This window comes from Mycobacterium sp. pUA109 (assembly GCF_041287095.1).
Taxonomy (GTDB): Bacteria; Actinomycetota; Actinomycetes; order Mycobacteriales; family Mycobacteriaceae; genus Mycobacterium.
The window spans coordinates 92184-117348 of the sequence record NZ_JBGGKS010000014.1; the positions used below are offsets into that span (position 1 = coordinate 92184).

23 protein-coding genes are annotated in these 25165 nt (G+C 68.6%); 8 read left to right on the forward strand and 15 right to left on the reverse strand.

The features are described from left to right. Positions 1–17 precede the first annotated feature (17 nt). Complete coding sequence (locus ACAG26_RS17035; RefSeq protein ID WP_370484215.1) at positions 18–638, forward strand: TetR/AcrR family transcriptional regulator; 621 nt, start codon at positions 18–20, stop codon at positions 636–638. 111 nt (positions 639–749) lie between these two features. On the opposite strand, the gene ACAG26_RS17040 is transcribed toward ACAG26_RS17035, so the two are convergent. Both ACAG26_RS17040 and ACAG26_RS17045 read right to left on the reverse strand, forming a co-directional pair. Beyond that, positions 750–1592 carry a MaoC/PaaZ C-terminal domain-containing protein gene (locus tag ACAG26_RS17040; RefSeq protein WP_370484325.1) on the reverse strand — a complete coding sequence of 281 codons (843 nt, stop codon included), beginning with the start codon at positions 1590–1592 and terminating at the stop codon, positions 750–752. Positions 1593–1603: 11 nt separating this feature from the next. After that, the gene (locus ACAG26_RS17045) at positions 1604–2968 is read right to left on the reverse strand and encodes a 3-oxoacyl-ACP reductase (protein WP_370484217.1); all 1365 of its coding nucleotides are present in this window, start codon (positions 2966–2968) and stop codon (positions 1604–1606) included. A 90-nt stretch (positions 2969–3058) separates the two neighbouring features. Here ACAG26_RS17045 and ACAG26_RS17050 point away from each other — a divergent pair, with 90 nt between their 5' ends. Both ACAG26_RS17050 and ACAG26_RS17055 read left to right on the forward strand, forming a co-directional pair. Then, positions 3059–4450, forward strand: a complete 1392-nt coding sequence (locus tag ACAG26_RS17050) for an acetyl-CoA C-acetyltransferase (RefSeq protein WP_370484218.1) — start codon at positions 3059–3061, stop codon at positions 4448–4450. Positions 4451–4642: 192 nt separating this feature from the next. Continuing rightward, entirely contained in the window at positions 4643–5563 is a 921-nt protein-coding gene (locus tag ACAG26_RS17055) for a TIGR03564 family F420-dependent LLM class oxidoreductase (RefSeq protein WP_370484219.1), read from the forward strand. Positions 5564–5641: 78 nt separating this feature from the next. Here the strand turns inward: ACAG26_RS17055 and ACAG26_RS17060 are convergent, their stop codons facing one another. From ACAG26_RS17060 to ACAG26_RS17070, 3 genes are all read right to left on the reverse strand, one after another. Continuing rightward, positions 5642–6352: a DJ-1/PfpI family protein gene (locus tag ACAG26_RS17060; protein WP_370484220.1), complete on the reverse strand. Its 711-nt coding sequence runs from the start codon at positions 6350–6352 to the stop codon at positions 5642–5644. 11 nt (positions 6353–6363) lie between these two features. Further along, entirely contained in the window at positions 6364–7332 is a 969-nt protein-coding gene (locus ACAG26_RS17065; RefSeq protein WP_370484222.1) for a GlxA family transcriptional regulator, read from the reverse strand. A gap of 138 nt (positions 7333–7470) precedes the next feature. Continuing rightward, positions 7471–9306 (reverse strand): acyl-CoA dehydrogenase, encoded by a 1836-nt coding sequence (locus ACAG26_RS17070; protein WP_370484224.1) that lies wholly within the window; start codon positions 9304–9306, stop codon positions 7471–7473. A 337-nt stretch (positions 9307–9643) separates the two neighbouring features. Here ACAG26_RS17070 and ACAG26_RS17075 point away from each other — a divergent pair, with 337 nt between their 5' ends. After that, positions 9644–10132 (forward strand): flavin reductase family protein, encoded by a 489-nt coding sequence (locus ACAG26_RS17075; protein WP_370484226.1) that lies wholly within the window; start codon positions 9644–9646, stop codon positions 10130–10132. Between the two features lie 10 nt (positions 10133–10142). Here ACAG26_RS17075 and ACAG26_RS17080 read toward each other — a convergent pair whose 3' ends face one another. Continuing rightward, the gene (locus ACAG26_RS17080) at positions 10143–10304 is read right to left on the reverse strand and encodes a hypothetical protein (protein WP_370484228.1); all 162 of its coding nucleotides are present in this window, start codon (positions 10302–10304) and stop codon (positions 10143–10145) included. Between the two features lie 129 nt (positions 10305–10433). Here ACAG26_RS17080 and ACAG26_RS17085 point away from each other — a divergent pair, with 129 nt between their 5' ends. After that, positions 10434–11963 carry an arylsulfotransferase family protein gene (locus tag ACAG26_RS17085; RefSeq protein ID WP_370484229.1) on the forward strand — a complete coding sequence of 510 codons (1530 nt, stop codon included), beginning with the start codon at positions 10434–10436 and terminating at the stop codon, positions 11961–11963. 102 nt (positions 11964–12065) lie between these two features. Here ACAG26_RS17085 and ACAG26_RS17090 read toward each other — a convergent pair whose 3' ends face one another. The 4 genes from ACAG26_RS17090 to ACAG26_RS17105 all read right to left on the reverse strand — a co-directional run bounded on the left by ACAG26_RS17090 (position 12066) and on the right by ACAG26_RS17105 (position 15955). Continuing rightward, positions 12066–12812, reverse strand: a complete 747-nt coding sequence (locus ACAG26_RS17090; RefSeq protein WP_370484230.1) for a succinate dehydrogenase/fumarate reductase iron-sulfur subunit — start codon at positions 12810–12812, stop codon at positions 12066–12068. Further along, positions 12813–14729: a fumarate reductase/succinate dehydrogenase flavoprotein subunit gene (locus tag ACAG26_RS17095; RefSeq protein WP_370484231.1), complete on the reverse strand. Its 1917-nt coding sequence runs from the start codon at positions 14727–14729 to the stop codon at positions 12813–12815. A 40-nt stretch (positions 14730–14769) separates the two neighbouring features. Beyond that, the gene (locus ACAG26_RS17100) at positions 14770–15591 is read right to left on the reverse strand and encodes a hypothetical protein (protein ID WP_370484233.1); all 822 of its coding nucleotides are present in this window, start codon (positions 15589–15591) and stop codon (positions 14770–14772) included. A gap of 67 nt (positions 15592–15658) precedes the next feature. Continuing rightward, the gene (locus ACAG26_RS17105) at positions 15659–15955 is read right to left on the reverse strand and encodes a hypothetical protein (protein WP_370484235.1); all 297 of its coding nucleotides are present in this window, start codon (positions 15953–15955) and stop codon (positions 15659–15661) included. 131 nt (positions 15956–16086) lie between these two features. Between ACAG26_RS17105 and ACAG26_RS17110 the strand changes: the two genes are divergently transcribed. After that, on the forward strand, positions 16087–16848 hold the full coding sequence (locus ACAG26_RS17110; RefSeq protein WP_370484236.1) for an isocitrate lyase/phosphoenolpyruvate mutase family protein: 762 nt from the start codon (positions 16087–16089) through the stop codon (positions 16846–16848). A 74-nt stretch (positions 16849–16922) separates the two neighbouring features. On the opposite strand, the gene ACAG26_RS17115 is transcribed toward ACAG26_RS17110, so the two are convergent. Then, positions 16923–17363 carry an Hsp20/alpha crystallin family protein gene (locus ACAG26_RS17115; RefSeq protein WP_370484238.1) on the reverse strand — a complete coding sequence of 147 codons (441 nt, stop codon included), beginning with the start codon at positions 17361–17363 and terminating at the stop codon, positions 16923–16925. Positions 17364–17590: 227 nt separating this feature from the next. Here ACAG26_RS17115 and nirB point away from each other — a divergent pair, with 227 nt between their 5' ends. Together nirB and nirD are read left to right on the forward strand one after the other, a co-directional pair. Next, entirely contained in the window at positions 17591–20161 is a 2571-nt protein-coding gene (nirB, locus tag ACAG26_RS17120) for a nitrite reductase large subunit NirB (protein WP_370484239.1), read from the forward strand. Next, on the forward strand, positions 20158–20532 hold the full coding sequence (gene nirD / locus ACAG26_RS17125; protein ID WP_370484240.1) for a nitrite reductase small subunit NirD: 375 nt from the start codon (positions 20158–20160) through the stop codon (positions 20530–20532). Before nirB ends, nirD begins: the two co-directional genes overlap by 4 nt. A gap of 91 nt (positions 20533–20623) precedes the next feature. Here the strand turns inward: nirD and ACAG26_RS17130 are convergent, their stop codons facing one another. The 4 genes from ACAG26_RS17130 to trxB all read right to left on the reverse strand — a co-directional run bounded on the left by ACAG26_RS17130 (position 20624) and on the right by trxB (position 25086). Then, positions 20624–21313 carry a sirohydrochlorin chelatase gene (locus tag ACAG26_RS17130; RefSeq protein ID WP_370484241.1) on the reverse strand — a complete coding sequence of 230 codons (690 nt, stop codon included), beginning with the start codon at positions 21311–21313 and terminating at the stop codon, positions 20624–20626. Next, a complete protein-coding gene (locus tag ACAG26_RS17135; RefSeq protein ID WP_370484242.1) occupies positions 21310–22458 on the reverse strand; it encodes a uroporphyrinogen-III synthase in 1149 nt (382 codons plus the stop codon). Before ACAG26_RS17135 ends, ACAG26_RS17130 begins: the two co-directional genes overlap by 4 nt. Before the next feature lie 78 nt (positions 22459–22536). Then, entirely contained in the window at positions 22537–23955 is a 1419-nt protein-coding gene (locus ACAG26_RS17140) for a nitrate/nitrite transporter (protein ID WP_370484244.1), read from the reverse strand. A gap of 135 nt (positions 23956–24090) precedes the next feature. Continuing rightward, a complete protein-coding gene (gene trxB / locus ACAG26_RS17145; RefSeq protein WP_370484246.1) occupies positions 24091–25086 on the reverse strand; it encodes a thioredoxin-disulfide reductase in 996 nt (331 codons plus the stop codon). Positions 25087–25165 lie beyond the last annotated feature (79 nt).

A 25165-nucleotide genomic window follows, 5' to 3' on the forward strand; every position in this document is an offset into this window, starting at 1 on the left:
CGGAAGGAGTGGCGCTGATGGCGGGTGGAACCAAGCGGCTACCGCGGGCCGTCCGTGAGCAGCAGATGCTGGACGCGGCCGTGCAGATGTTCTCGGTCAACGGCTACCACGAGACGTCGATGGACGCCATCGCCGCCGAGGCGCAGATCTCCAAGCCGATGCTGTACCTGTACTACGGCTCCAAAGAGGAGCTGTTCGGTGCCTGCCTGAACCGGGAGCTGAGCCGATTCATCGAGACGGTGCGCGCCGGCATCGACTTTCAGCAGCCCCCCCGTGAACTGCTGCGCAACACCATCCTGGCGTTCTTGAACTACATCGACACCAACCGCGCGTCGTGGATCGTGATGTACACCCAGGCCACCAGCTCGCAGGCGTTCGCCCACACGGTGCGGGAGGGCCGCGAGCGGATCATCGAGTTGGTGAGTCGGCTGTTGCGGGCCGGCACCCGCAACCCCGAACCCGGCGAGGACTTCGAGATGATGGCCGTCGCCCTGGTGGGCGCCGGGGAGGCGGTGGCCACCCGGATCAGCACCGGCGACACCGGCGTCGATGATGCGGCCGAGTTGATGATCAGCCTGTTCTGGCGCGGCCTGCGGGGCACCCCGAGCGGCAGCGCCGACACCGCGGTCGCCGGCTGAGCGGCACCTGACCTGCGCCCCACCCGCGCCGAGATCGACGTTAGCGTGGCCGCTACTCGCACTTCTTCGCGCTAACGTCGATCTCGATGCGGCTCCAAGCCGCAACAAGCCCTACAAGCCCCGCACCGTGCCGGTCAGGTGCGGGTAGCCCTTGGCGATGTTGCGCAGCGCCAACTCCCAGCCCGCGGTGACCCGGTCGACGTAGAGGCCCGCGGTGGCCGGCAGCAGCACCGGCTTCCCGAACCGCACCGAATAGCCCACGGCATCGGGCAGCTCACCCTCGATCGTGGCCAACCCCGCCGCAGCGGAGAACATCCCGTGCGCGATCACGGTCGGGAAGCCGAACAGTTTGGCGCCGATCGGGTTGGTGTGGATCGGGTTGTGGTCCCCGCCCACCGAGGCGTAGCGCCGGATCTGGCCCGGGGTGATCCGCAGCACGATATTCGGTGGCGGCAGCTTGGGCTGCTTGGCCGGCGGCGGTTTGGGCTCATCGGACAGGCTGGTGCGCTGCTGATGCAAAAACGTGGTGACCTGGTGCCAGGCCACCTCGTTGCCGACGCTGACATCGGTGACCACATCGACCAGCAGCCCCTTGCGGTGTTCGCGCAGGTTCTCCGCGTGCACCGCGACCCCGACGGTGTCGGTGACCGCGATCGGCCGGTACCGGGTGATGTGGTTTTCGGTGTGCACGGCACCCATGGCGGCGAACGGGAAATCGAAGCCGGTCACCAGCGCCATGACCGTCGGGAACGTCAACGCGAACGGGTAGGTCAGCGGCACCGTGTCGCCGTAGCGCAACCCGGTCACCGCCGCGTATTCGGCGACGTTGGTGCGGTCGATGGCCAACTCGTCGACCCGCAGCGTGCGGTCCGGCAGGGTGTCGCTGCGCGGAATGAACGGCAGCGCCCCGGCCGCCGCCCGCAGCATGTTCTTCAGCCCGCTGGGCTGGCTCACCTGGGTCACGGTCACGCCCCCAGCATGGCCTGGCCGCAGACCCGGATCGTGTTGCCGGTCACCGCGTTTGAGGCCGGGCTGGCGAAATAGGCGACCGTCTCGGCGACGTCGACCGGCTGACCGCCCTGGAACAGCGAGTTGAGCCGACGCCCCACCTCCCGGGTGGCCAGCGGGATCGCCGCCGTCATCGCGGTCTCGATGAACCCGGGCGCGATCGCGTTGATGGTGATGCCCTTGTCGGCCAGCGCCGGGGCCAACGCGTCGGTCAGGCCGATCATGCCCGCCTTGGTGGCCGCGTAGTTGGTCTGGCCGCGGTTGCCGGCGATCCCGGCCATCGAGGACAACCCGATCACCCGGCCGCCTTCGCCGATGCTGCCGTTACCCACCAGGCCTTCGGTGAGGCGTTGCGGGGCAAGCAGGTTCACCGCGATCACCGCGTCCCACCGGGCATCGTCCATGTTGGCCAGCAGCTTGTCGCGGGTGATGCCGGCGTTGTTGACCAAGATGTCGGCCTTACCGCCGTGATGTTCGCGCAAGTGCTCGGTGATCTTGTCGACCGCGTCCTCGGCGGTCACATCCAGCGTCAGCGCGGTGCCGCCGACTTTGCTGGCGGTCTGAGCCAGCGCCTCGGCGGCCGCCTCCACGTCGACCGCCACCACGCGTGCCCCGTCCCGGGACAGCACCTCGGCGATGGTGGCCCCGATGCCGCGGGCCGCGCCGGTGACCACCGCGACCTTGCCGTCCAGCGGCCGGTCCCAGTCGGCCGGCGGGGTGGAATCGGCGGCCCCGACGTAGAACACCTGCCCGTCCACGTAGGCGGATTTGGCCGACAGGATGAACCGCAGCGTCGATTCCACGCCGGTCGCGGCCGGTTTGGCGTCGGGGGACAGGTACACCAGCGCGATGGTGGCCCCGCGGCGCAGCTCCTTGCCCAGCGAGCGGGTGAAGCCCTCCAACGCGCGCTGCGCGATCCGCTCGTCGGCGCTGCCGGTCTGGTCCGGGGTGGTGCCGATGACCACGATCCGCCCGCAGCGGCCCAGGTTGCGCAGCAGCGGGGTGAAGAAGTCGTGCAGCGCCTTCAACCCGGCCGGGGTGGTGATCCCGGTGGCGTCGAACACCAGGCCGCCGAACGAGTCGGCCCAGCGACCGCCCAGGTTGTTGCCCACCAGGTCGTAGTCGTCGGCCAGCGCCGCGCGCAGCGGCTCGGCCACCCGGCCGTCGCCGCCGATCAGCAGCGACCCGGCCAGCGGCGGCTCACCCGCCCGATACCGGCGCAGCGTCTCGGGCTGGGGAACGCCGAGTTGTTTGGCCAGAAACGACCCGGGACCAGAGTTGACGACCTGCGAGAACAGATCCGAGGAAACCTTGGGAGCCACTGAGCTGCCTTCCGTGTCGGGGGTGTCGTCTCAACAGACAACCGTACGCATCGACCACGAACTTACTCCAGAGTAAGAACAGTGAGTAGTATGGGTCCGAAAGGCGGATCAACCCCAAATCGACAACACGGAGACATCGTGGCCACTGCAAGCACCCCCACAGCCAAGAACACCCCCCAGACCCGGCAGCGGGTGGCCGTGCTGGGCGGCAACCGGATCCCGTTCGCCCGCTCCGACGGCGCCTACGCCGACGCCTCCAACCAGGACATGTTCACCGCCGCGCTGGCCGGGCTGGTGGACCGCTTCGGACTGGCCGGGGAGCGCCTCGGCGCGGTCATCGGCGGCGCGGTGCTCAAGCACAGCCGCGACTTCAACCTGATGCGCGAATGCGTGCTGGGCTCGGCGCTGTCGCCCTACACGCCCGCGTTCGACGTGCAGCAGGCCTGCGGCACCGGGCTGCAGGCCGCGATCTGCGCGGCCGACGGCATCGCCGCGGGACGCTACGAGGTGGCCGCCGCCGGCGGGGTGGACACCACCTCCGACGCCCCGATCGCCTTCGGCGACAACCTGCGCCGCACTTTGCTGGGGCTGCGCCGCGCCAAGACCAACCTGCAGCGGCTGCAGCTGGCGGGCAAACTCCCGGCCAGCCTGGGGGTGGAGATCCCGGTCAACAGCGAGCCGCGCACCGGGTTGTCGATGGGCGATCACCAGGCCCTCACCACCAAACAGATGGGGATTAACCGCGTCGCGCAGGACGAGCTGGCCGCCGCCAGCCACCGCAATATGGCCGCCGCCTACGACCGGGGTTTCTTCGATGACCTGGTCACCCCGTTCCTCGGGCTGTACCGCGACGACAACCTGCGCCCCAACTCCAGCGTGGAGAAGCTGGCCACGCTGCGGCCGGTGTTCGGGGTCAAGGCCGGCGACGCGACGATGACGGCCGGCAACTCCACCCCGCTGACCGACGGCGCCTCGGTGGCGCTGCTGGCCAGCGAGGAGTGGGCGGCCGCGCACAAGCTGACGCCGCTGGCCTACTTCGTCGACGCCGAGACCGCCGCGGTCGACTACGTCAACGGCGCCGACGGCCTGCTGATGGCCCCGACGTATGCGGTGCCGCGGCTGCTGGCCCGCAACGGGCTCAAGCTGCAGGACTTCGATTTCTACGAGATCCACGAGGCCTTCGCCTCGACGGTGCTCTGCCACCTGCAGGCCTGGGAATCCGAGGACTACTGCAAGGAGCGGCTGGGTCTGGACGCCGCACTGGGCGCCATCGACCGGTCCAAGCTCAACGTCAACGGATCCTCGTTGGCCGCCGGCCACCCGTTCGCCGCCACCGGCGGGCGGATCCTCGCGCAGACCGCCAAGCAGCTGGCGACCGCCAAGGCCGACAAGAAGGGCGCGGCCGCTGACAAGCCGGTGCGGGCGCTGATCTCGATCTGCGCGGCCGGCGGACAGGGCGTGGCCGCCATCCTGGAAGCCTGAGCCACGGGTTTGTAACACCCCGCGCCGGGTAACCGATACACGGACAGCTCCGTGTTGCCATCCAACCCCCCGACCCGATGGCAACACGGAGCTTCCCAACGTCCGCCGCCGGACAGAGGGGATCCGGCGGCGGGTGCAGCCCGCGCCGCGAATCCCTCCTCCCGCGCACGTCACCGATTAGGGTGATGCGCCATGCAGGTCAGCATCCTCAGCTCGCTCAGTGAGACCGGCGGTCGTTCCGCGGTCGATGCCACCGTCGACAACCTCGCGCAACTGCACGACGAGGGCTTCCGCCGCGTCTGGCTGACCCAGATGCCGTACGAGCCTGACCTGCTGACGGTGTTGGCCGTCGCGCTGCGCGAGGTCGACGGCATTGAGGTCGGCACCGGCGTCATCCCGATCCAAAACCAGCATCCGATGCTACTGGCCCAGCGGGCGCTGACGCTGAGCCTGATCGGCAACGGACGCTTCCTGCTCGGCCTGGGCATGACCCATCAGGCGGTCACCGAGGGCATGTGGGGCATCCCCTGGGACAAGCCGGTGCGCCGGCTGCGCGAGTACCTCGACGGCCTGCAGCCGCTGCTGACCGGGCAGCCGGCCGACGCGTCCGGGGAGACCGTGACCACCCGCGGGGCGCTGCAGATTCCGGGTGCATCCCCGCCGCCGGTGTACATCGCCGCCTTGGGCCCGCAGCTGCTGAAGCTGGCCGGCCGACGCACCGCGGGCACCGTCACCTGGATGACCGGGCCCACGACGTTGGCCGAGCACGTCGGCCCGACGCTGCGCGCGGCGGCGGCAGGGCGTCCCGAGGGTGCGGTCCGGGTGGTGGCGGCGCTGCCGGTCGCGGTCACCGACGATGCGGCGGGGCTGCGGGCCCGGGCCGCCGAACAGTTCGCCATGTACGGGCAGCTGCCGTCGTATCGCGCGATGTTGGACCGGGAGGGTTGCGCCGGCCCGGAGGACGCCGCGATCATCGGCGACGAAGCCGCCGTGACCGCACGCGTCACGGCGCTGGGCGCGGCCGGGGTCGACGAGTACGTCGGCGTCGTGTTCGACCCGTCGGCCGAGGGCCGCGCCCGCACCCGCGCGCTGCTGCGCCGGCTGGACTCCTGACTCCAGAGCCCCCGCGAGCAGACGCAAACGTCCCCCAAAACCCCTGGATTCGGGGGCTTTTGCGTCTGCTCGCCGTGGTTACCTAGCCCGCGCGGCGCTTAGCGCCCGGTCCCACAGCAGCAGGGTCGCCGCCTTCAGCGGCGCGGGCTTGATCACGTCCTTGGCCAGCAGCGCAGTGGCGGCGGCCTTGGTCGCCGTCGACGCCTTGGACATATGCCCCGAGTCGAACGGCGGCCGCGGGTCGTATTCGATCACCAGCTGAATGGCTTTGGCGCGGCCTTCCCCGGCGATCTGGCCGGCCAGCCACAACGCCAGGTCGATCCCGGCCGATACGCCGGCAGCGGTGACGATATTGCCTTGGCGCACCAGGCGTTCGTCGCTGACCGGGGTCACGCCGTAGGTTTTCAGGGTGCTCAGCGCCGACCAGTGCGAGGTGGCCCGCTTGCCCTCCAGTACCCCGGCGGCGGCCAGCACCACCGACCCGGTACACACCGACGTGGTCCAGGTGGCGGACCGCTGCGCCTGCCGCAGCCAGTCCAGCAGGGCCGTGTCGCGGGCGGCGGCCAGCGAGCCGGGGCCGCCCGGGACCAAAACCACGTCCGGCGTCGGTGTTTCGGCCAGCGTATGGGTGGCGCCGACCATCAGCACACCGGAATCGGCGGTGATGGGGCCCACCTCGTGCCAGACGAACCGCACGTCGGCGTCGGGCAGGCTGCGCAACACCTCGTAGGGGCCGATGAAGTCCAGCGCGGTGAAGCCGGGGTAGAGCACGATCGCGATCTGGGGCATAACGGGTCCTTTCAGGCGAAGGTTTTGCGGTAGTGGTCGGGTGACACACCGAGACGGCGGATGAAGGTGCGGCGCAGGGTTTCCGCGGTGCCGAACCCGCAGCGGGCGGCGATGGCGACGACGGTGTCGTCGGTTTCCTCGAGCTGGCGGCGCGCGGCTTCGGTCCGCACCCGCTCGACGTAGGTGCCCGGCGCGACGCCGACTTCGGCGGTGAACACCCGGGTGAAATGCCGTGGGCTCATGGCGGCCCGGGCGGCCAGGTCGGCGATGCGGTGCGGCGCACCGGGTTCGGATTCGACCGCGTCTTGGACGTCACGGATCGGGTCCCGGCGGGCCCGCGGCAGCCAGACCGGTGCCGCGAACTGGGTCTGCCCGCCGGGGCGCCGCAGGTACAACACCAACCAGCGGGCCACCGTCTGCGCGACCTCGGTGTCGTGGTCGTCTTCGACCAGCGACAGCGCCAGGTCGATACCGGCGGTGACCCCTGCCGCGGTCCACACCGACGGCGAGCTGCGCACGAAGATGGGTTCGGGATCGACGGTCACCGCCGGAAATTCGCGGGCCAACGCGTCGGCGGAGGCCCAGTGCGTGGTGGCGCGGCACCCGTCGAGCAGGCCGGCCTGGGCGGCCAGGAACGCGCCGGTACAGACGCTGACCACGCGGCGGGTGTGCGGCGCTGCGGTGCGAATCCAGTCCACGAGCTCCGGGACGGTCCGCGCCGCCTCGACGCCGATACCGCCGGGCAGCACCAGGGTGTCGGCGGGCTCGGTGGGGTCGGGCAGTGGGCTGGGTGCCAATGCGAGACCGCTGCTGGTGGTGATCGGCTGGCCGCCGAGGCTGGCCACCGCGACGTCGTAGCCGTGCGCGCCGCGGTTGGCGCCGAGCAGTTTGAGGGAGGCCGAGGCGAACACCTCCAACGGGCCGACCACATCCAGCGCCTGAACGCCCGGGTAGCCCAGGATGAGGACCTTGCGTGTCACGCCTCTCATCGTGACCGCGCGCCGTTATGGCGTCTACGCCGCGCATCCCACAAATTAGGACACGACCGGTGACCCTCCAACGCAACAGGCCCCCAAGGTTGTCCTCGGGGGCCTGCGCGAGTACTGCGTCGGCGGTTCTCAGAACGCCGCTTCGTCGAGCTCCATGATGTCGTTGTCGATCGTCTCGATGACCTGCCGGGTGCTGGTCAGCAGCGGCAGGAAGTTCTTGGCGAAGAACGACGCCACCGCGATCTTGCCCTCGTAGAAGGCGCGGTCGGCGTCGCTGACCCCGGCGTCGAGCTTCTCGATGGCCACCGCGGCCTGACGGGCCAGCAGCCACCCGATCACCAGGTCACCGACGCTCATCAGGAACCGCACCGAGCCCAGCCCCACCTTGTAGATGCTGGAGATGTTCTCCTGGGCGGCCATCAGGTAGCCGGTCAACGAGGCCGCCATGCCCTGCACGTCGGCCAGCGCGGTGGCCAGCAGCTCCCGCTCGGCCTTGAGCCGGCCGTTGCCGGACTCGTTCTTGACGAACTCCTCGATCTGGCCGGCCACGTGGCCCAGCGCCACCCCCTTGTCGCGGACGATCTTGCGGAAGAAGAAGTCCTGCGCCTGGATGGCGGTGGTGCCTTCGTACAGCGAGTCGATCTTGGCGTCGCGGATGTACTGCTCGATGGGGTAGTCCTGCAAGAAGCCGGACCCACCCAGGGTCTGCAAGCTCTCGGTGAGCTTGGCGTAGGCCTGCTCGGAACCCACCCCCTTGACCACCGGCAGCATCAGGTCGTTGACCTTGACCGCCAGGTCGGCGTCCACCCCGTGCACGGCCTTGGCGACCGCGGCGTCCTGGTAGGTGGCGGTGTAGGTGTACAGCGCGCGCAGACCCTCGGCGTAGGCCTTCTGGGTCATCAGCGAGCGACGCACGTCGGGGTGATGCGTGATGGTCACCCGCGGCGCGGTCTTGTCGGTCATCTGGGTCAGGTCGGCGCCCTGCACCCGCTCCTTGGCGTACTCCAGCGCGTTGAGGTAGCCGGTCGACAGCGTCGCGATCGCCTTGGTGCCCACCATCATGCGGGCCTGCTCGATCACGTCGAACATCTGGGCAATACCGTCGTGCACCTCGCCGACCAGCCAGCCCTTGGCGGGCACGTCGTGTTGGCCGAAGGTCAGCTCACAGGTCGTCGAAACCTTCAGACCCATCTTGTGCTCGACGTTGGTGACGAACACGCCGTTGCGCTCGCCGAGCTCACCGGTCTCCGGGTCGAAGTGGAACTTCGGCACGAAGAACAGCGACAGGCCCTTGGTGCCCGGCTTGGCGCCCTCGGGGCGGGCCAGCACCAGGTGGAAGATGTTTTCGAACAGGTCGTCGGAGTCCGCGGAGGTGATGAACCGCTTGACGCCGTCGATGTGCCAGGAGCCGTCGTCCTGCTTGATGGCCTTGGTGCGGCCGGCGCCCACATCCGAGCCGGCGTCCGGTTCGGTCAGCACCATGGTGGCGCCCCAACCGCGCTCGGCGGCGATGGTGGCCCACTTCTTCTGCTCTTCGGTGGCCAGGTGGTAGAAGATGGCGGCGAACCCGGCGCCGCCGGCGTACATCCACACGGCGGGGTTGGCGCCCAGCAGGTGCTCGTGCAGCGCCCACACCATCGCCTTGGGCATCGGCATGCCGCCGAGCTCCTCGGGGATACCCACCTTGTCCCAGCCGGCCTCGATGGTGGCGCGCACCGACTTCTTGAACGACTCGGGCAGCGTCACCGAGTGGGTGTCGGGGTGAAACACCGGCGGGTTGCGGTCACCGTCGGTGAACGACTCCGCGACCGGACCCTCGGCCAGACGCGCCATCTCACCCAGCATCTCGCGGGCGGTGTCGACGTCTAGGTCGGTGTAGTCGCCTTCGCCGAATGCCTGGTCAACGCCGAAGACCTCGAAGAGGTTGAACTCCTGGTCGCGTACGTTGCTCTTGTAGTGGCTCACTACTTCCTCCTCGATGAGAGTGCCACTTGCGGTTGGGTACTCCGGATAAGTTACCCACCAGTAACGTGGCACAAACTATACCGACTGGTAACTTCAACGCAAGCGTTTGTGAGCTAGATTCCACCAACCGGTTGGCTCCTCCCGCATCACGGCCCCGGCGTGCACGCTGACCTGCGGCGATGTCGGACGGGGTGGATGTTGTGGTGCCTGTCACTGCGGGCCGGTGGGCCCGGGGTGGCGCCGGCCGGCCCGCGCGACGGCCGGGCGCCGGTCGGCGGGCACCACCCGACGGGTAGGGTCGATAACGGCCAAATCCCGTCGAGGCGAATGAATTCTGGTGAACTCCGCGAGCAAGCTGACACCCTCCTCCCTGCGGGAGGCCTTCGGACATTTCCCCACCGGCGTGATCGCCATCGCGGCCGAGGTCGACGACACCCGGGTGGGGCTGGCGGCCAGCACCTTCGTTCCGGTGTCGTTAGACCCGCCGCTGGTGTCGTTCTGTGTGCAAAACACGTCGACGACCTGGCCGAAACTCAAAGACCTGCCGCTGCTGGGGATCAGTGTGCTCGGCGAGGCGCACGACGAGGCCGCACGCAAACTGGCCGCCAAGACCGGGGACCGGTTCGCGGGCCTGGAGACGGTGTCCAACAGCGGCGGCGCCGTGTTCATCAAGGGGACCAGCGTGTGGCTGGAGGCCGCCATCGAACAACTGGTCCCGGCCGGCGACCACACCATCGTGGTGCTGCGGGTCTGCGACGTCACCGTCGATCCCGACGTGGCGCCCATCGTGTTTCACCGCAGCGTTTTCCGTCGGCTCGGCGTCTAGCCGCCCGCGGCTACGGGCGTTCGCTCAGCTCGTGGCGGTAACCCTCGATGCGGCGTTCGATCTCGGCGGCGTCGTCCGGGCGGCCTTCGGCGTGGGCAAGCTCGGCGCGCGCGGACAGTTCCCGGATCGCGGTGCGAATGTCGTTGATACTGGTGGTTTGTCGGATATTCATCGGCGCGGCCTTTCTCCGGTGGCGGGGCGGCGCGACGGCCGCCCCCGTTCGGGTTTGGCTACCCGTAGCGTACTGCGATAAACCGTGGCGCGCGGCGTAGTGCGACGACGCACCGATAGGGTCGGTTCGGTGACGAAACGTAAACGCAGAGTGTCGGGCAGCGCCGCGGTGATGCTCGCGGTGGCCGCACTGGTCGGCTGCGGGGCCCAGCACGCCGCGGGCCCGCCGGCGACCAGTGCGCCCACCTTGGCGCCGGTCCCGGTGGCGGTGCCGCAGACCGGGCTCGACCCGCCGCCGTACACGGTGCAGATCGACGAGCCCTCCGGCGCCCGCGGCTACGTGTTCCTCAACAACGGCGGATTCAATCCGGCTGCGGCCGTGCTGAACCCCGGCCACGTCGAGGCGCCGCCGCCCACGGTGCCGGGGGGACCGCAGATCGTCGACAAGCAGGGCCGGGTGGTGTGGTTCGGTCAACTGCCCGCCAACCAGAGCGCCGCCAATTTCCAGGTACAGACCTACCACGGGCAGCCGGTGCTGACCTGGTGGCAAGGCGACCTGGGCGGCCCGGACACCTTCGGCCACGGCAACGGCGTCGACTACATCGTCGACGCGCACTACCGGGTGATCGCGACGCTGAGCCCGCAGGGGCTGCACTCGGACGTGCACGAGTTCCGGCTCACCCCCGACGGCCACGCGCTGATCACCGCCTACAACCCGGTGCCGGCCGACCTGACCGCGGTGGGCGGCCCCAAGGACGGCAAGGTGTGGGACTGTGTCGCCGCGGTCGTCGACGTGGCCAGCGGCGAGACGCTGTCGCAATGGTCGGCGCTGGCCCATGTGCCGGTCACCGACAGCGCGCTGACCACCGCCGACGCCGCGGCCTACCGGGGCGGGGTATTCGACGCCTTCCACATGAACTCGATCGCCCTGGCCCCCGACGGCGACCTGCTGATCTCCATGCGACACACCTCCACGGTGTACAAGGTGCGTCCCGCCACCGGGCAGATCGCGTGGCAGCTGGGTGGCAAACATTCCACGTTCGCGCTGGCGCCGGGCGTGCAGTTCGCGTTTCAGCATGACGCCGAGTTCGCCGACCCGCACACCATCCGGCTGTTCAACAACGACACCGACGGCGCGGACACGCTGGGGCACAGCAGCATCGAATGGATTCGCCTCGACGAGGCCGCGCACACCGCCGCCTTGGTGCGCAACCAGACCCATCCCGGCGGGGTGCAGACCTTCGCGATGGGCAACGCCCAGCCGCTGCCCAACGGCAACACCTTCGTCGGCTGGGGCACCGGGCAACACGTCAGCGAGTTCAGCCCGACCGGCGAGCTGGTGTACGACGCACAAACCCCGCAGGGCGCCACCTATCGCGCGTTTTTGCAGGAGTGGAATGCGGAGCCGGCCGATCCGCCGCAGCTCACCGTGGCGGACGGGGATCGGCCGATCCTCACCGCCGTCTGGAACGGGGCGACCCGGGTCCGGCAGTGGCGGGTGTTGGCCGGTGACTCCGCGACCGCGCTGCAGCCGGCGGCCACCGCGGACTGGGCCGGGCTAGCGACGACCATCCCGGTGTCCGCGGCGGCGTGGTTTCAGGTGCAAGCCCTCGACGGGTCCGGGTCGGTGATCGGGCAGAGCGAGCCCACCCGGCGTTGACGGGCTCGGGCGGCCGCCGGGCGGCGTTGAGATTGCATGTATGGTCGTGGTTTTCGAAAAATCGCGACCCTCAACGCAATCTCACCATCCTCGCGGGAGCGTTCAGCGTCGGAACAGCTTGTTCCCCAGCCACACCACCGGGTCGTACTTGCGGTCGACGACCCGTTCCTTCATCGGGATGATCGCGTTGTCGGTGATCGTGATGTGTTCCGGGCAGACCTCGGTGCAGCATTTGGTGATGTTGCACAGACCCAGGCCGGCCTCGTCCTGGGCGAGGTCGCGCCGGTCGGCCTGGTCGAGCGGATGCATCTCCAGCTCGGCGATGCGGATGAAGAACCGCGGGCCGGCGAAGGCCTCCTTGTTCTCCTCGTGGTCGCGGATCACGTGGCAGACGTTTTGGCACAGGAAGCATTCGATGCACTTGCGGAACTCCTGGGAGCGTTCCACGTCGCGCTGGGCCATCCGGTACTCGCCGGGCTGCAGATCCTTCGGCGGCGTGAACGACGGGATCTCGCGCGCCTTCTGGTAGTTGAACGACACGTCGGTGACCAGGTCCCGCACCACCGGGAACGTCCGCAGCGGGGTTACGGTGACGACCTCGTCCTCGGCGAACGTCGACATGCGGGTCATGCACATCAGTTTCGGCATGCCGTTGACCTCCGCCGAGCACGACCCGCATTTGCCGGCTTTGCAGTTCCACCGCACCGCCAGGTCGGGTGCCTGGGTGGCCTGCAGGCGGTGAATGATGTCGAGCACCACCTCGCCCTCGTTGACCTCGACGGTGAAGTCCTCCAGCGCGCCGCCGTCGTCGTCACCGCGCCACACCCGCAGGTGTGCCTTGTACGTCATTTAACTTCTCCGTCCGGGGTGTTCGGCCAGCTCGTCGTCGGTGAAGTACTTCTCCAGTTCACCGATCTCGAAAAGCTCCAGCAGGTCTTCGCGCATCGGGACTTGCGGCTCGGCGGCGACGTTGACGTTGGGCACCACCGGGTCGTCGGCCGCGCTGCGGCAGACCAGCAGCGTTTTGCGCCAGGTGGCGTCCATCGCCGGATGGTCGTCGCGGGTGTGCCCGCCCCGGCTTTCGGTGCGCGCCAACGCGGCCTTGGCCACGCATTCGCTGACCAGCAGCATGTTGCGCAGGTCGACCGCCAGATGCCAGCCGGGGTTGAACTGCCGGTGCCCTTCCACGGCGACATTGGCGAACCGGGCCTTGAGCTCGTCCAGCTTGACCAGGGCCTGCTCGATCTCGTCGGACTTGCGGATGATGCCGACCAGGTCGTTCATCGCCTGCTGCAGGTCGGTGTGCAGGGTGTAGGGGTTTTCCGGTTTGCCGTCACCGTCGGGTCCGTTGAACGGCGCCAACGCCAGTTTGGCGGCGGCGTCGACGGATTCGGCCGACACCGCCGGCCGGTCGCTGAGCGCGCGGACGTAGTCGGCGGCGCCCAGCCCGGCCCGGCGGCCGAACACCAGCAGATCCGATAGCGAATTGCCGCCCAACCGGTTTGACCCATGCATGCCGCCCGAGCACTCGCCGGCGGCGAACAGCCCGGGGGTGGTCGCCGCCCCGCTATCCGGGTCGACCTCGATGCCGCCCATCACGTAGTGGCAGGTGGGCCCCACCTCCATCGGTTCGGCGGTGATGTCGACCTCGGCCAGCTCCATGAACTGGTGATACATCGACGGCAGCCGGCGCCGGATCTCCTCGGTGGGCAGCCGGGAGGCGATGTCGAGGTACACCCCGCCGTGCGGGCTGCCGCGGCCCGCCTTGACCTCGGCGTTGATCGCCCGGGCCACCTCGTCGCGGGGCAGCAGGTCCGGGGTGCGCCGGGCCGAGTCGTTGTCTTTGAGCCACTGGTCGGCTTCGTCTTCGGTTTCGGCGTACTGGCCTTTGAACACCGGCGGGATGTAGTCGAACATGAACCGGATGCCCTCGGAGTTCTTCAGCACGCCGCCGTCGCCGCGGACCCCCTCGGTGACCAGGATGCCCTTGACGCTGGGCGGCCACACCATGCCGGTCGGATGGAATTGGATGAACTCCATGTTGATCAGCGTCGCGCCGGCCCGCAGCGCCAGCGCGTGCCCGTCGCCGGTGTACTCCCAGGAGTTCGAGGTCACCTTGAACGATTTGCCGATGCCGCCGGTGGCCAGCACCACCGCGGGGGCCTCGAACAGCACGAACCGGCCGCTTTCCCGCCAGTAGCCGAACGCGCCGGCGATCCGGCCGTCGTCTTTGAGCAGTTCGGTGATGGTGCACTCGGCGAAGACCTTGATTCGGGCTTCGTAGTCGCCGTGCTCGGCGTAATCCTCCTGCTGCAGCGAGACGATCTTCTGCTGCATGGTGCGGATCAGCTCCAGCCCGGTGCGGTCACCCACGTGCGCCAGCCGCGGGTAGGTGTGGCCGCCGAAGTTGCGTTGGCTGATCCGGCCGTCCTTGGTGCGGTCGAACAGCGCGCCGTAGGTTTCCAGTTCCCACACCCGATCCGGGGCCTCGCGGGCGTGCAGTTCGGCCATCCGCCAGTTGTTGAGGAACTTGCCGCCGCGCATGGTGTCGCAGAAATGGGTCTGCCAGTTGTCCTTGGGGTTGGCATTGCCCATCGACGCCGCGCAGCCGCCCTCGGCCATCACGGTGTGGGCCTTGCCGAACAGTGATTTGCAGACCACGGCCACGCTCAAGCCGCGTTCCCGGGCCTCGATGACCGCGCGCAATCCCGCGCCGCCGGCACCGATCACGACCACGTCGTAGGAGTGCCGTTCGACCTCAACCATAAAACCTCGCTTGTTGTGTGCTGGTGCTGAAAATCGCTTGTCAGTTAATGAATCTCAGGTCCGCAATGGTGCCGCTGGCGACCAGCGCGATGTAGAAGTCGGTGAACGCCAAGGTGGCCAGGGTGGTCCAGGCGAACTGCATGTGCCGGGTATTGAGTCGGCTGACCTGCGTCCAAATCCAGTACCGGATGGGGTGTTTGGAGAAATGCTTGAGTCGGCCGCCGGTGGCGTGCCGGCACGAGTGGCAGCCGCCGGTGTAGGCCCACAGCAGGATTACGTTGACCACCAAGATGACGTTGCCCAGTCCGAAGCCGAAGCCTTTCGGGGAATGAAACGCCACGATGGCGTCGTAGGTGTTGAGCAGCGCAAGCAGCGACGCGACGTAGAAGAAGTAGCGGTGGCTGTTCTGGATGATCAGCGGAAACCGGGTCTCCCCGGTGTACCCGGCGCGCGGCTCGGGCACCGCGCAGCCGGTGGGCGATTGCCAGACCGAGCGGTAGTAGGCCTTGCGGTAGTAGTAGCAGGTGAGCCGGAACGCCAGCAAAAACGGTAATACCAGCATTCCCAATGGAATCCACTTCGGGAATTCCGGTAACCAGGTGCCCAGGTGGCTGGAGCCCTCGACGCAGGAAGCGCTGATGCACGGCGAATAGAACGGGGTCAGGTAGTGGTAGTCCTCGACCCAGTACGCGCTGCCCCAAAACGCCCGGATGGTCGCGTAGATGATGAACGCGGCCAGGCCGATGTCGGTCCACATCGGCGCCGACCACCACCGGTCGACGCGCAGCGTGCGTTGGGGGATCTGCGCCCGGGTGGCGGAAAAGACGCCGGACGCAGGACGGTTCGCGGTGGGTGCGCTCATCTGGTGTGATCCTCTACGTGGTTCATCGTGGGTGCCCAGTGACGAGCACCCGGTATCGCGGGGTCGGTCAGGATCTGCCCTGGCCGCCGACGCCCTCGTCGTCGACGTCGCGCCAGAACTCGGTGTCGTATTCGGTGTCGGGAATCGGGATCTTCTCGGCGGTGTGTTGGGCGGCCCAACGCTCGAGGTCCAACTCGTTGGCGTCGATGTCGAGCAGTTCGACGTCGCTGAGGATGCGCTCGGCGTCCAAGACGATGCGACGCATCCCGGGGACTTCGCCGTACCGGGATTTCAGCGACATCACGCACCGGCGCAGGCCACCAATCAGGTCGTGCAGTTCGGCGATTTCGGCGGTGCTGGACAACGGACCTCCTTGGGCTGAAGGTGTCAGGGATCACACTACGACACTCGATGCTAGCCACATCACGAACCCGACGTGAGACAGATCACGTCTGTGACTCTCCCGCACGGAGAGCGATGAGAAAGGTGACCGAGATGGCCAGTCAGGACGGGCTTGGGCAACGGGCGACCGCGCTGTTGGCGCTGCATCAACCGGGCAATCCGGTGATCTTGCCGACGGTGTGGGATGCGTGGTCGGCCAAGCTGGCCGTCGACGCCGGGTTCGCGGCGCTGACGGTGGGCAGCCACCCGGTCGCGAATTCGCTCGGCAAATCCGACAACGAGGGGATGACGTTCGAGGATCTGCTCGGCCGGGTCGCCCAGATCACCGCGGCGGTGCCGGTACCGGTGTCGGTCGACATCGAATCGGGCTACGGCCAGCCGGCGTCGCGGCTCGTCGAGGGGCTGCTCGGCGCCGGCGCGGTGGGGCTGAACATCGAAGACAGCGTGCACAGCGAGGGCAAGCGATTGCGGTCACCGAGCGAACACGCCGAGTTGGTCGGTGCGCTGCGCGCAGCCGCCGATGCGGCCGGGGTGCACGTGGTGGTCAACGCCCGCACCGACCTGTTTCTGCGCAAGGACGGCGACGACGCCGACCGGGTGGACCGCGCCATCGCCCGGCTCACCGAAGCCGCGGGCGCCGGCGCCGACGTGCTGTATCCGGTGGGACGCCACGACCCAGATACGTTGCGCCGGTTGGCCGCCGAGCTGCCGCTGCCGGTCAACGCGATCGCGGTGCCCGACCAGGACGATCCGGCTACGTTCGGTCCGCTCGGGGTGGGCCGGGTCAGCTTCGGCCCGTTCTTTCAGGCCGCGCTGGCCGGCCCGGCCACGGACATCCTGGCCCGCTGGGTTTAGCGCGGCCGAGGGTGCGGTTTCATACCCGACGCGCCGATCGGGCGTATGAAACCGCACCCTCGCGGGAGTAGGCGCTACTTGGTGATCGCGATCCGCTGCGCCTGGGTGCCGGCGTAGACCCCGGCCACCCGCACGGTCAGCACCCCGGCGTCATACGACGCGGTGATCGCGTCGCCGGTCACGTGCGCGGGCACCGCGAACGACCGGCGGAACGACCCGTAGCGGACCTCGCGCAGGGTGCGGCCGTGCTCCTCGCTGGCGTGCTCGTCGCGGCGCTCACCGTGGACGACCAGGCGCCCACCGTCGAGTTCGACGGTGACGTCCTTGTCGACGTCCACGCCCGGCAGTTCCAGCGCGACGACGGCGTCGTCGCCGTCCTTGGTGATCTCGGCGGCCGGCTGGAAGCCACTCGCGACCGGCTTGAACCAGTCCGCGGCGGCGGCCGGGCCGAAGAAGTCGTGCACCCACCGGTCGGTGTTCCAGGCCGGTCGTGACCACAGTGTCAGGTTGCTCATCGGTATCTCCTCGTTGTCGCTGGCGGCCGACCCGGTGCCGGCCCGCTATCCGTACAAACATGAGTCGACCACGCTTAAGTTCCGCTGTTCGCTGTGAGCAAACCCACAGCCCAAACGTGAGCACTCACACAGTCGTTCACAGCAGGTCGATGGCGGTGTGAACACACCGTCATGGCCCCGTCACATAAGGCGACATTTCCGCAATATCGGGCCCCTAGCCTCGTCTCATGCCTGCTGTTGAGGAACCGCGCGACATCGTCGTGGTCGGCCACGGCATGGTGGGCCACCGCCTCGTCGAGGCGTTGCGTGCCCGCGACACCGAGGGTTGCTGGCGGGTCACCGTGCTGGCCGAGGAGTCCAACGCCGCCTACGACCGGGTGGGGCTGACCGCATACACCGAGGCGTGGGACCGTGACCAGCTGGCGCTGCCCGGCAACGACTACGCCGGCGACCAGCACGTGCGGTTGCTGCTCAATTCCCGGGTCACCGACATCGACCGCACCGCCAAAGCGGTGCGGACCGCCGACGGCCAGCGGTACGGCTACGACAAGCTGGTGATCGCCACCGGCTCCTACGCCTTCGTCCCGCCGGTGCCCGGCCACGACCTGCCCGGCTGCCACGTCTACCGCACCCTCGACGACCTAGACGGCATCCGCGCCGACGTGCAGCGCACGTTGGCCGCCGGCCACACCAGCACCGGGGTGGTCATCGGCGGCGGGCTGCTGGGGCTGGAAGCCGCCAACGCGCTGCGCGGGTTCGGGCTGACCGCCCACGTGGTCGAGATGGCGCCGCGGCTGATGGCCCAGCAACTCGACGAGGCCGGCGGTGCGCTGCTGGGACGCATGATCGGCGAGCTGGGCATCGCCGTGCACGTCGGGGTGGGCACCGAGTCCATCCAAACCGTCGCCCACTCGGACGGGACGCAGTCGTTGCGGGTGTTGCTGTCCGACGGTGAGCTCATCGACACCGGGCTGGTGATCTTCGCCGCCGGGGTGCGGCCCCGCGACGAACTGGCCGCGGCCGCGGGCCTGACCCTCGCCGACCGGGGCGGGGTGCTCACCGACCTGTCCTGTGTGACCAGCGACCCGGACGTGTACGCGGTGGGGGAGGTCGCCGCCATCGAGGGACGGTGCTACGGCCTGGTCGGGCCGGGCTACACCAGCGCCGAAGTGGTGGTCGACCGGCTGCTGGCCGGCGTCGCCGAATTCCCCGAAGCCGACCTGTCCACCAAGCTGAAGCTGCTGGGCGTCGACGTCGCCAGCTTCGGCGACGCCATGGGCACCACCAAGGACTGCCTGCAGGTCGTCGTCAACGACGCGGTGAACCAGACCTACGCCAAGCTGGTGCTCTCCGACAACGCCAAGACGCTGCTGGGCGGCATCCTGGTCGGCGACGCCTCCTCCTACGGGGTGCTGCGCCCGATGGTCGGCTCGCAGCTGCCCGGCGACCCGCTGGCGCTGATCTCGCCGGCCCAATCCGGCGGTGGCGGTTCGGCTTTGGGTGTGGGCGCGCTGCCGGACTCCGCGCAGATCTGCTCGTGTAACAACGTCACCAAGGGTGACCTCAAGTGTGCGATCGCCGACGGCTGCGCCGACGTCGCCGACCTGAAAACCTGCACCGGCGCCGGCACCTCCTGCGGATCGTGTGTCCCGCTGCTCAAGCAGCTGCTGGAGGCCGAGGGCGTCGAGCAATCCAAGGCGTTGTGTGAGCACTTCAGCCAGTCGCGCGCCGAACTGTTCGAGATCATCTCCGCCACCTCGATCCGCACCTTCTCCGGGCTGATCGAAAAGTTCGGCACCGGAATGGGTTGCGACATCTGCAAACCCACCGTGGCCTCGATCCTGGCCTCCACCAGCTCGGAGCACATCCTCGACGGCGAGCAGGCCTCGCTGCAGGACTCCAACGACCACTTCCTGGCCAACATCCAGCGCAACGGCAGCTACTCGGTGGTGCCGCGGGTTCCCGGCGGCGACATCAAACCCGAACACCTGATCCTGATCGGCCAGATCGCCCAGGAATTTGGGCTGTACACCAAGATCACCGGCGGTCAGCGCATCGACATGTTCGGCGCCCGGGTGGACCAGCTGCCGGAGATCTGGAAGCGCCTAGTCGACGCCGGCATGGAATCCGGTCAGGCCTACGGGAAGTCGCTGCGCACGGTGAAAAGCTGTGTCGGCACCGACTGGTGCCGGTACGGCCAGCAGGACTCGGTGCAGATGGCCATCGACTTGGAGCTGCGCTACCGCGGGCTGCGCGCGCCGCACAAGATCAAGATGGGGGTGTCGGGCTGCGCGCGGGAATGTGCGGAAGCCCGCGGCAAGGACGTCGGCGTCATTGCTACCGAAACCGGTTGGAACCTCTACGTGTGCGGCAACGGCGGCATGACCCCCAAGCACGCGCAGTTGCTGGCCAGCGACCTCGACGACGCGACCCTGGTCCGCTACATCGACCGGTTCCTGATGTTCTACATCCGCACCGCCGACCGGTTGCAGCGCACCGCGCCGTGGCTGGAGTCGCTGGACGGCGGACTCGACCACCTGCGTGAGGTGGTCTGTGAGGACTCGCTCGGGCTGGCCGAGGAATTCGAAGCGGCGATGGCCCGCCACGTCGAGGGCTACGAGTGCGAATGGAAAGGCGTACTGGAGGATCCGGACAAGCTGTCCCGGTTCGTGTCCTTCGTCAACGCTCCCGACGCGCCCGACCCCACCGTGACGTTCGTCGAGCAGAACGGGCGGAAGGTGCCCGCCCCGGTGTCCATCGGCATGCCGCGCATGCCCGACCAGAGGGAGGTCTCATGACACTACTGGACGACAGGACCGAAGTGCTGGCCACCGACGACCAGGCGTGGACGGCGGCGTGTGCCTACGACTACCTGATTCCTGGCCGCGGTGTCGGCGTGCTGCTCGCCGACGGTTCGCAGGCGGCGTTGTTCCGCCTCGACGACGGATCGCTGTACGCGCTGGGCAACATCGACCCGTTCTCCGGTGCGGCGGTGCTCTCGCGCGGCATCGTCGGCGACCGGGCCGGCCGGTTGGCCGTGCAGTCCCCGATCAAGAAGCAGGCGTTCGCCTTCGACGACGGCAGCTGTCTCGACGACCCGACCGTGGCGGTGCCGGTGTATCCGACCCGAGTCAAGGACGGCTACGTCCAGGTCGGCCGCGTCGCCTAATTTTTTGGCGCGAGCGTGCGTGTCCCCGGCCGCCACGCCGGGCAAATTCCCGGGTTTGCGCACGCTCGCGCGACGCGAATAGCGCCGCGCGCTAACAGGGTGTGGGCAGTTGTGCCTGCTGGAACCGGTCGGCGATCAGCCGGGTCACCCCGGGGTGGGTACCCAACGGGCCGCTGACCAGGTCGGCGCCGCTATGCCGCAGCCGATCCTGGAACAGTCCCTCACACAGCAGATAGGACGCCACCGCAACACGACGCGCACCCCGGCGCCGAGCGGCGGCGACGGCCTCGGGCACGCTCGGCGCCCCGGTCGCGGCGAACGCCAGGTCCACGGGTGAGCCGATCAGCGCCGACAACAGCGCCGCACTGTCGCGCAGGTCGGTCCGCGCCGCCGGATCCGAGGTGCCCGCCGCCGCGAGGATCACCGAATCGCCGGGACGCCACCCGGATTCGGTCAGCCGTTCGGCGACTACGCGCGCGATCTGCCGGCTGGGTCCCAGCGCGGGCGTGACGGTGACATCGGGATGCCCGCTCGCCGCGACGTGGGCGGGCAGATCGGTGCGGACATGGTAGCCGCGGGACAGAAAGGCCGGCACCACGATTGTCGGCCGGTCGGCCACCGCCGAGGCGGCCAACACCTCCGTCGGGGTGGGACCCAGCACATCGACGAACGCCACCTGCACGACGCGGTCCAGCAGCTCGCCCACCCGCTGCGCGAGGTCACCGACCATCGCGACGCCCCCTGGTTTGCGGGTGCCGTGCGCCACCAAGATGAGGTTCACGCCACCCCCGAACGTTCGTCGACCGCAAGCCGGTAGCCGCGTTTGACCACGGTGGCGACAATGCTCTTGTCGCCCAACGCGGTCCGCAGCCGCAGGACAGCGGTCTCCACGGCGTGGGTGTCGGAGCCGTTGCCCGGCAACGCGCGCAGCAGGGTGTCACGGTCGACGACCGTGCCGGGCTGGCGCGCCAACGCCTGCAGGGTGGCCATCCCCGTCCGCGACAACGACTTGACCTCATCGTCGACCAGCACGCAGGTGCTGCGGATCTCGATGCGGTGCCCGGCGGCGTGCACGGTGTGGGTGCGCGACGCCGGCAGTTCCTCCGCGATGTGACGCGCCAACGCCCCCAACCGCATCCGCTGCGGCGACAACGTCGGGATGCCCAGCCGGGTCAGCGGGCCAGCGGTCACCGGGCCCACACACATCGCGTGCACCTCCGAACGCAGTGCGGCCAGCAGCTCATCGGTGATGTCCAGGTCGGTTGCGCGCCGCAGCATCGCCACCACCGCCGGCGCGGAGGTGAAGGCGACCGCGTCGAATTGGCGTTGGGCGATCTGGGTGAGCAGCTGATCGAACTCGCCGCCCGGCGGAGCCACCTGCCACCGATACACCCGGATCGGCACCACATCGGCGCCCGCGGCCCGCAATTCGTCGACGAACTCCGGGATCGGATCCCAGTTGTCGTCGGCGACACCGTGCAGCTGCACCGCGACGCGCAGTCCGGCCACACCGGACTTCAGCAGGTAATCCAGCACCTCGCGGGATGATTCGGAGGCGGGGGACCACTCCTCGGGCAGCCCGGCGGCGCGCAGCGCGCCGGTGGCCTTCGGCCCGCGGGCCACGATCCGGGCGCCGGACAACGCCGTGATCAGATCATTGGCCAGCGCCCAGCCGTCGGCGGCCGCGATCCAGCCGCGGAATCCGATGGCGGTCGTTGCGATCAGAATGTCCGGCGGCTGGGCGATCAACGCCTCGGTGTGTTGATGCAATTCGTCATCGTCGGGCAGGTTGATCATGGTGATGGCCGGCGCGGCGCAGACCGTGGCGCCGTGGCGGCGCAACAGCGCAGACAGTTCACCGGCCCGGCGCGCGGCAGTCACCGCGACCCGGTAGCCGGTGAGCGACTCCCGGTCTGGTTGAGTCATATGAATTGTTTATTCCTGGCAGATTTCCACGGCGTTACCGGTCAATTGCCGGAGCGTTGCCCTATGCTGCGACGCCCGTCACAGGCGGGCGGGCGCCGATTCGTGCGCTGATCCGGGAACCGCCGGGGCCGAACTGGGCCGACGGACGTAGCGGCGCCAGGTCAGCACCGAGGCCACCACGTAGGCGGCCAAGAAGATCCAATACGCCGACGTCTCCGAGCCGGTGCTGGCGTAGGACTGCCGCAACGTCAAATTGATCCCGACGCCGCCGAGCGCACCGACCGTCGCGGCAAACCCGATCAGTGCGCCCGCGTGGGTGCGCGCCCAGTGTCGGCGTTCGGTCTCGTCGAGGTCCAGCGACCGGCTGCGCGCCTCGAAAACCGACGGGATGAGCTTGAACACTGACCCGTTGCCGACTCCGGACAGGATGAACAGCGCGATAAATCCGACGATGTAACCGATCAAGGTGATGGTGTGGGCACCACCGTTGACGTGGTTGGGGCCGTGGGCATAGTCGTCATGGGTGCTCAAACCGACCAGCAACCCGGCTGCCAGGATCATCCCGGCGAACACCGCCAGGGTGACTCGGCCGCCGCCGACCCGGTCGGAGATCTTGCCGCCGACAATCCGCGACAGCGACCCCAGCAGCGGACCGACGAAGGCGATCTGGGCGGTGTGCAGCGACGCTTGTGCGGGGCTTTGACCGAGGCTCTCGAAATTGACGTGCAGCACCTGCCCGAACGCGAACGCAAAACCGATCCACGACCCGAATGCGCAGGTGTACAGCAGGGTGATCACCCAGGTGTCGGCCACCGACAGGATCGACCGGATGTGGCCGACCTCGATGCTGTGGTCCAGGTTGTCCATCAACAAAGCCGCGGCGATAGCCACGATCGCCAGCAAAACCAGGTAGACCGCGCACACCCAGTACGGGTCCCGATTTCCCGCGGTGGCCAGCACCAGCAGCCCCACCAGCTGGACCACCGCCACCCCGACGTTGCCGCCGCCGGCGTTGATGCCCAGCGCCACCCCCTTGAGCCGCTGCGGGTAAAACGCGTTGACGTTGGCCAACGATGCCGAATAATTGCCGCCGCCCAATCCGGTCAGCGCCGCACACAGCACATACGGCCACAACGGCAGGCCGGGGTTGGCCAGGAGCACCATGGTGCCGACGGTGGGGATCAGCAACACCAGCGCCGAGAACACCGTCCAGTTGCGGCCCCCGAACTTGGCGATTCCCAGCGTGTAGGGGATGCGCACGCACCCCCCGATGAAGGTGGCGGTCGCGCCCAGCAGCAACTTGTCGCCGGCACCGAAGTGGTAGATCGGCTCGGGCATGAACAGCGCCATCACCGACCACAGCGACCAGATCGAGAACGCGACATGGTCGCCGGCGACCGTGCAGATCAGGTTGCGCCGCGCAATCTTCTTGTTCCCGGCCTCCCAGGCCGCGGTGTCCTCGGCGTCCCAGTCCATGATTCGATGCGAGCGGGCCATCGTTCTCCTCGTGATCGGTCGACGGTCACGCGGGGAATCCGTTGTTGGCCGAACGTCTCCCACAGCGACCCGCGCGAACCTACCGCGGCTAGCTGGGAGCTGACAGTGTGAAACCTGGGAGTTCGGCAGTCACGCTCACAGGGATGTGGCGCGTGTCACTGTGACGGCTGCCAGGTCGAGGATGCTTTCCCGACCCTCTCGTACCGCGAGCCAGCGTTCGGCGTCGATGGCCGCGGCGCAGCCGGTTCCGGCGGCGGTGATTGCTTGTCGGTAGGTGCGGTCCACGAGGTCGCCGGCCGCGAAGACGCCCTGCAGTGAGGTGTGGGTGGTGGGTTGGCGGACTAGGACGTATCCGTCGGGGTCGACGTCGAGGGTGTCGCGGACCAGTTCGGAGCGGGGGTCGTGGCCGATCGCGACGAAGACGCCGGTCACCGCCAGGGTGGTTTGCGCGCCGGTGGCGGTGTCGCGCAACTGTAATCCGGTCACCGTGGTGTCACCGTGGACCGCGGCGACGGTGTGGTTGGTCAGGAAGCGGATCTTGTTGTTGCTGCGGGCGCGGTCCAGCATGATGCGCGATGCGCGGAACTCGTCGCGGCGATGCACGATGGTCACGCTGCGGGCGAAGCGGGTCAAAAAGGTGGCTTCTTCCATCGCCGAGTCGCCGCCGCCGATCACCGCGATGTCTTGGTCTTTGAAGAAGAATCCGTCACAGGTGGCGCACGAACTGACGCCGCGCCCGAGCAGTTCCTGTTCACCGGGCACGTGCAGGTAGCGCGCGGCTGCGCCCATCGCCAAGATGACCGCCCGCGTCCGGTAGGTTTCCCCGTCGGCGGTGGTCACCGATTTGACCGGGCCGCCCAGGTCGACGGATTCGACGTCTTCCATTCGCAGGTCGGCGCCGAAGCGTTGGGCCTGTTCGCGCATCTCGTCCATTAACGCCGGGCCCTGGATGCCCTCGCGGAATCCGGGGAAGTTCTCCACTTCGGTGGTGGTCATCAACGCCCCGCCGAAGGAGGTGCCTTCGAACACCACCGGCGCCAACTGCGCCCGGGCGGCGTAGATCGCCGCGGTATACCCAGCGGGCCCAGAACCGATGACGATGACGTTATGGACAGGGGATGTGCCGGTCATAAGAACCTTTCCGCTGGTTCAGCCCCAGTAGTGCAGGTCCTCTCAACGTAGAGGCACCGCTACAGCCGGCACACCCAAC

Excerpts from the sequence above, each read along its gene's own strand:
- ACAG26_RS17110 (WP_370484236.1), top strand. The coding sequence starts at position 16,087 with ATGGCCAGTCAGGACGGGCTTGGGCAACGGGCGACCGCGCTGTTGGCG.
- ACAG26_RS17050 (WP_370484218.1), top strand. The coding sequence starts at position 3,059 with ATGGGTCCGAAAGGCGGATCAACCCCAAATCGACAACACGGAGACATC.
- ACAG26_RS17060 (WP_370484220.1), bottom strand. The coding sequence starts at position 6,352 with ATGCCCCAGATCGCGATCGTGCTCTACCCCGGCTTCACCGCGCTGGAC.
- ACAG26_RS17135 (WP_370484242.1), bottom strand. The coding sequence starts at position 22,458 with ATGACTCAACCAGACCGGGAGTCGCTCACCGGCTACCGGGTCGCGGTG.
- nirD (WP_370484240.1), top strand. The coding sequence starts at position 20,158 with ATGACACTACTGGACGACAGGACCGAAGTGCTGGCCACCGACGACCAG.
- ACAG26_RS17035 (WP_370484215.1), top strand. The coding sequence starts at position 18 with ATGGCGGGTGGAACCAAGCGGCTACCGCGGGCCGTCCGTGAGCAGCAG.
- ACAG26_RS17140 (WP_370484244.1), bottom strand. The coding sequence starts at position 23,955 with ATGGCCCGCTCGCATCGAATCATGGACTGGGACGCCGAGGACACCGCG.
- ACAG26_RS17055 (WP_370484219.1), top strand. The coding sequence starts at position 4,643 with ATGCAGGTCAGCATCCTCAGCTCGCTCAGTGAGACCGGCGGTCGTTCC.
- ACAG26_RS17115 (WP_370484238.1), bottom strand. The coding sequence starts at position 17,363 with ATGAGCAACCTGACACTGTGGTCACGACCGGCCTGGAACACCGACCGG.
- ACAG26_RS17080 (WP_370484228.1), bottom strand. The coding sequence starts at position 10,304 with ATGAATATCCGACAAACCACCAGTATCAACGACATTCGCACCGCGATC.
- ACAG26_RS17090 (WP_370484230.1), bottom strand. The coding sequence starts at position 12,812 with ATGACGTACAAGGCACACCTGCGGGTGTGGCGCGGTGACGACGACGGC.
- ACAG26_RS17100 (WP_370484233.1), bottom strand. The coding sequence starts at position 15,591 with ATGAGCGCACCCACCGCGAACCGTCCTGCGTCCGGCGTCTTTTCCGCC.
- ACAG26_RS17095 (WP_370484231.1), bottom strand. The coding sequence starts at position 14,729 with ATGGTTGAGGTCGAACGGCACTCCTACGACGTGGTCGTGATCGGTGCC.
- trxB (WP_370484246.1), bottom strand. The coding sequence starts at position 25,086 with ATGACCGGCACATCCCCTGTCCATAACGTCATCGTCATCGGTTCTGGG.
- nirB (WP_370484239.1), top strand. The coding sequence starts at position 17,591 with ATGCCTGCTGTTGAGGAACCGCGCGACATCGTCGTGGTCGGCCACGGC.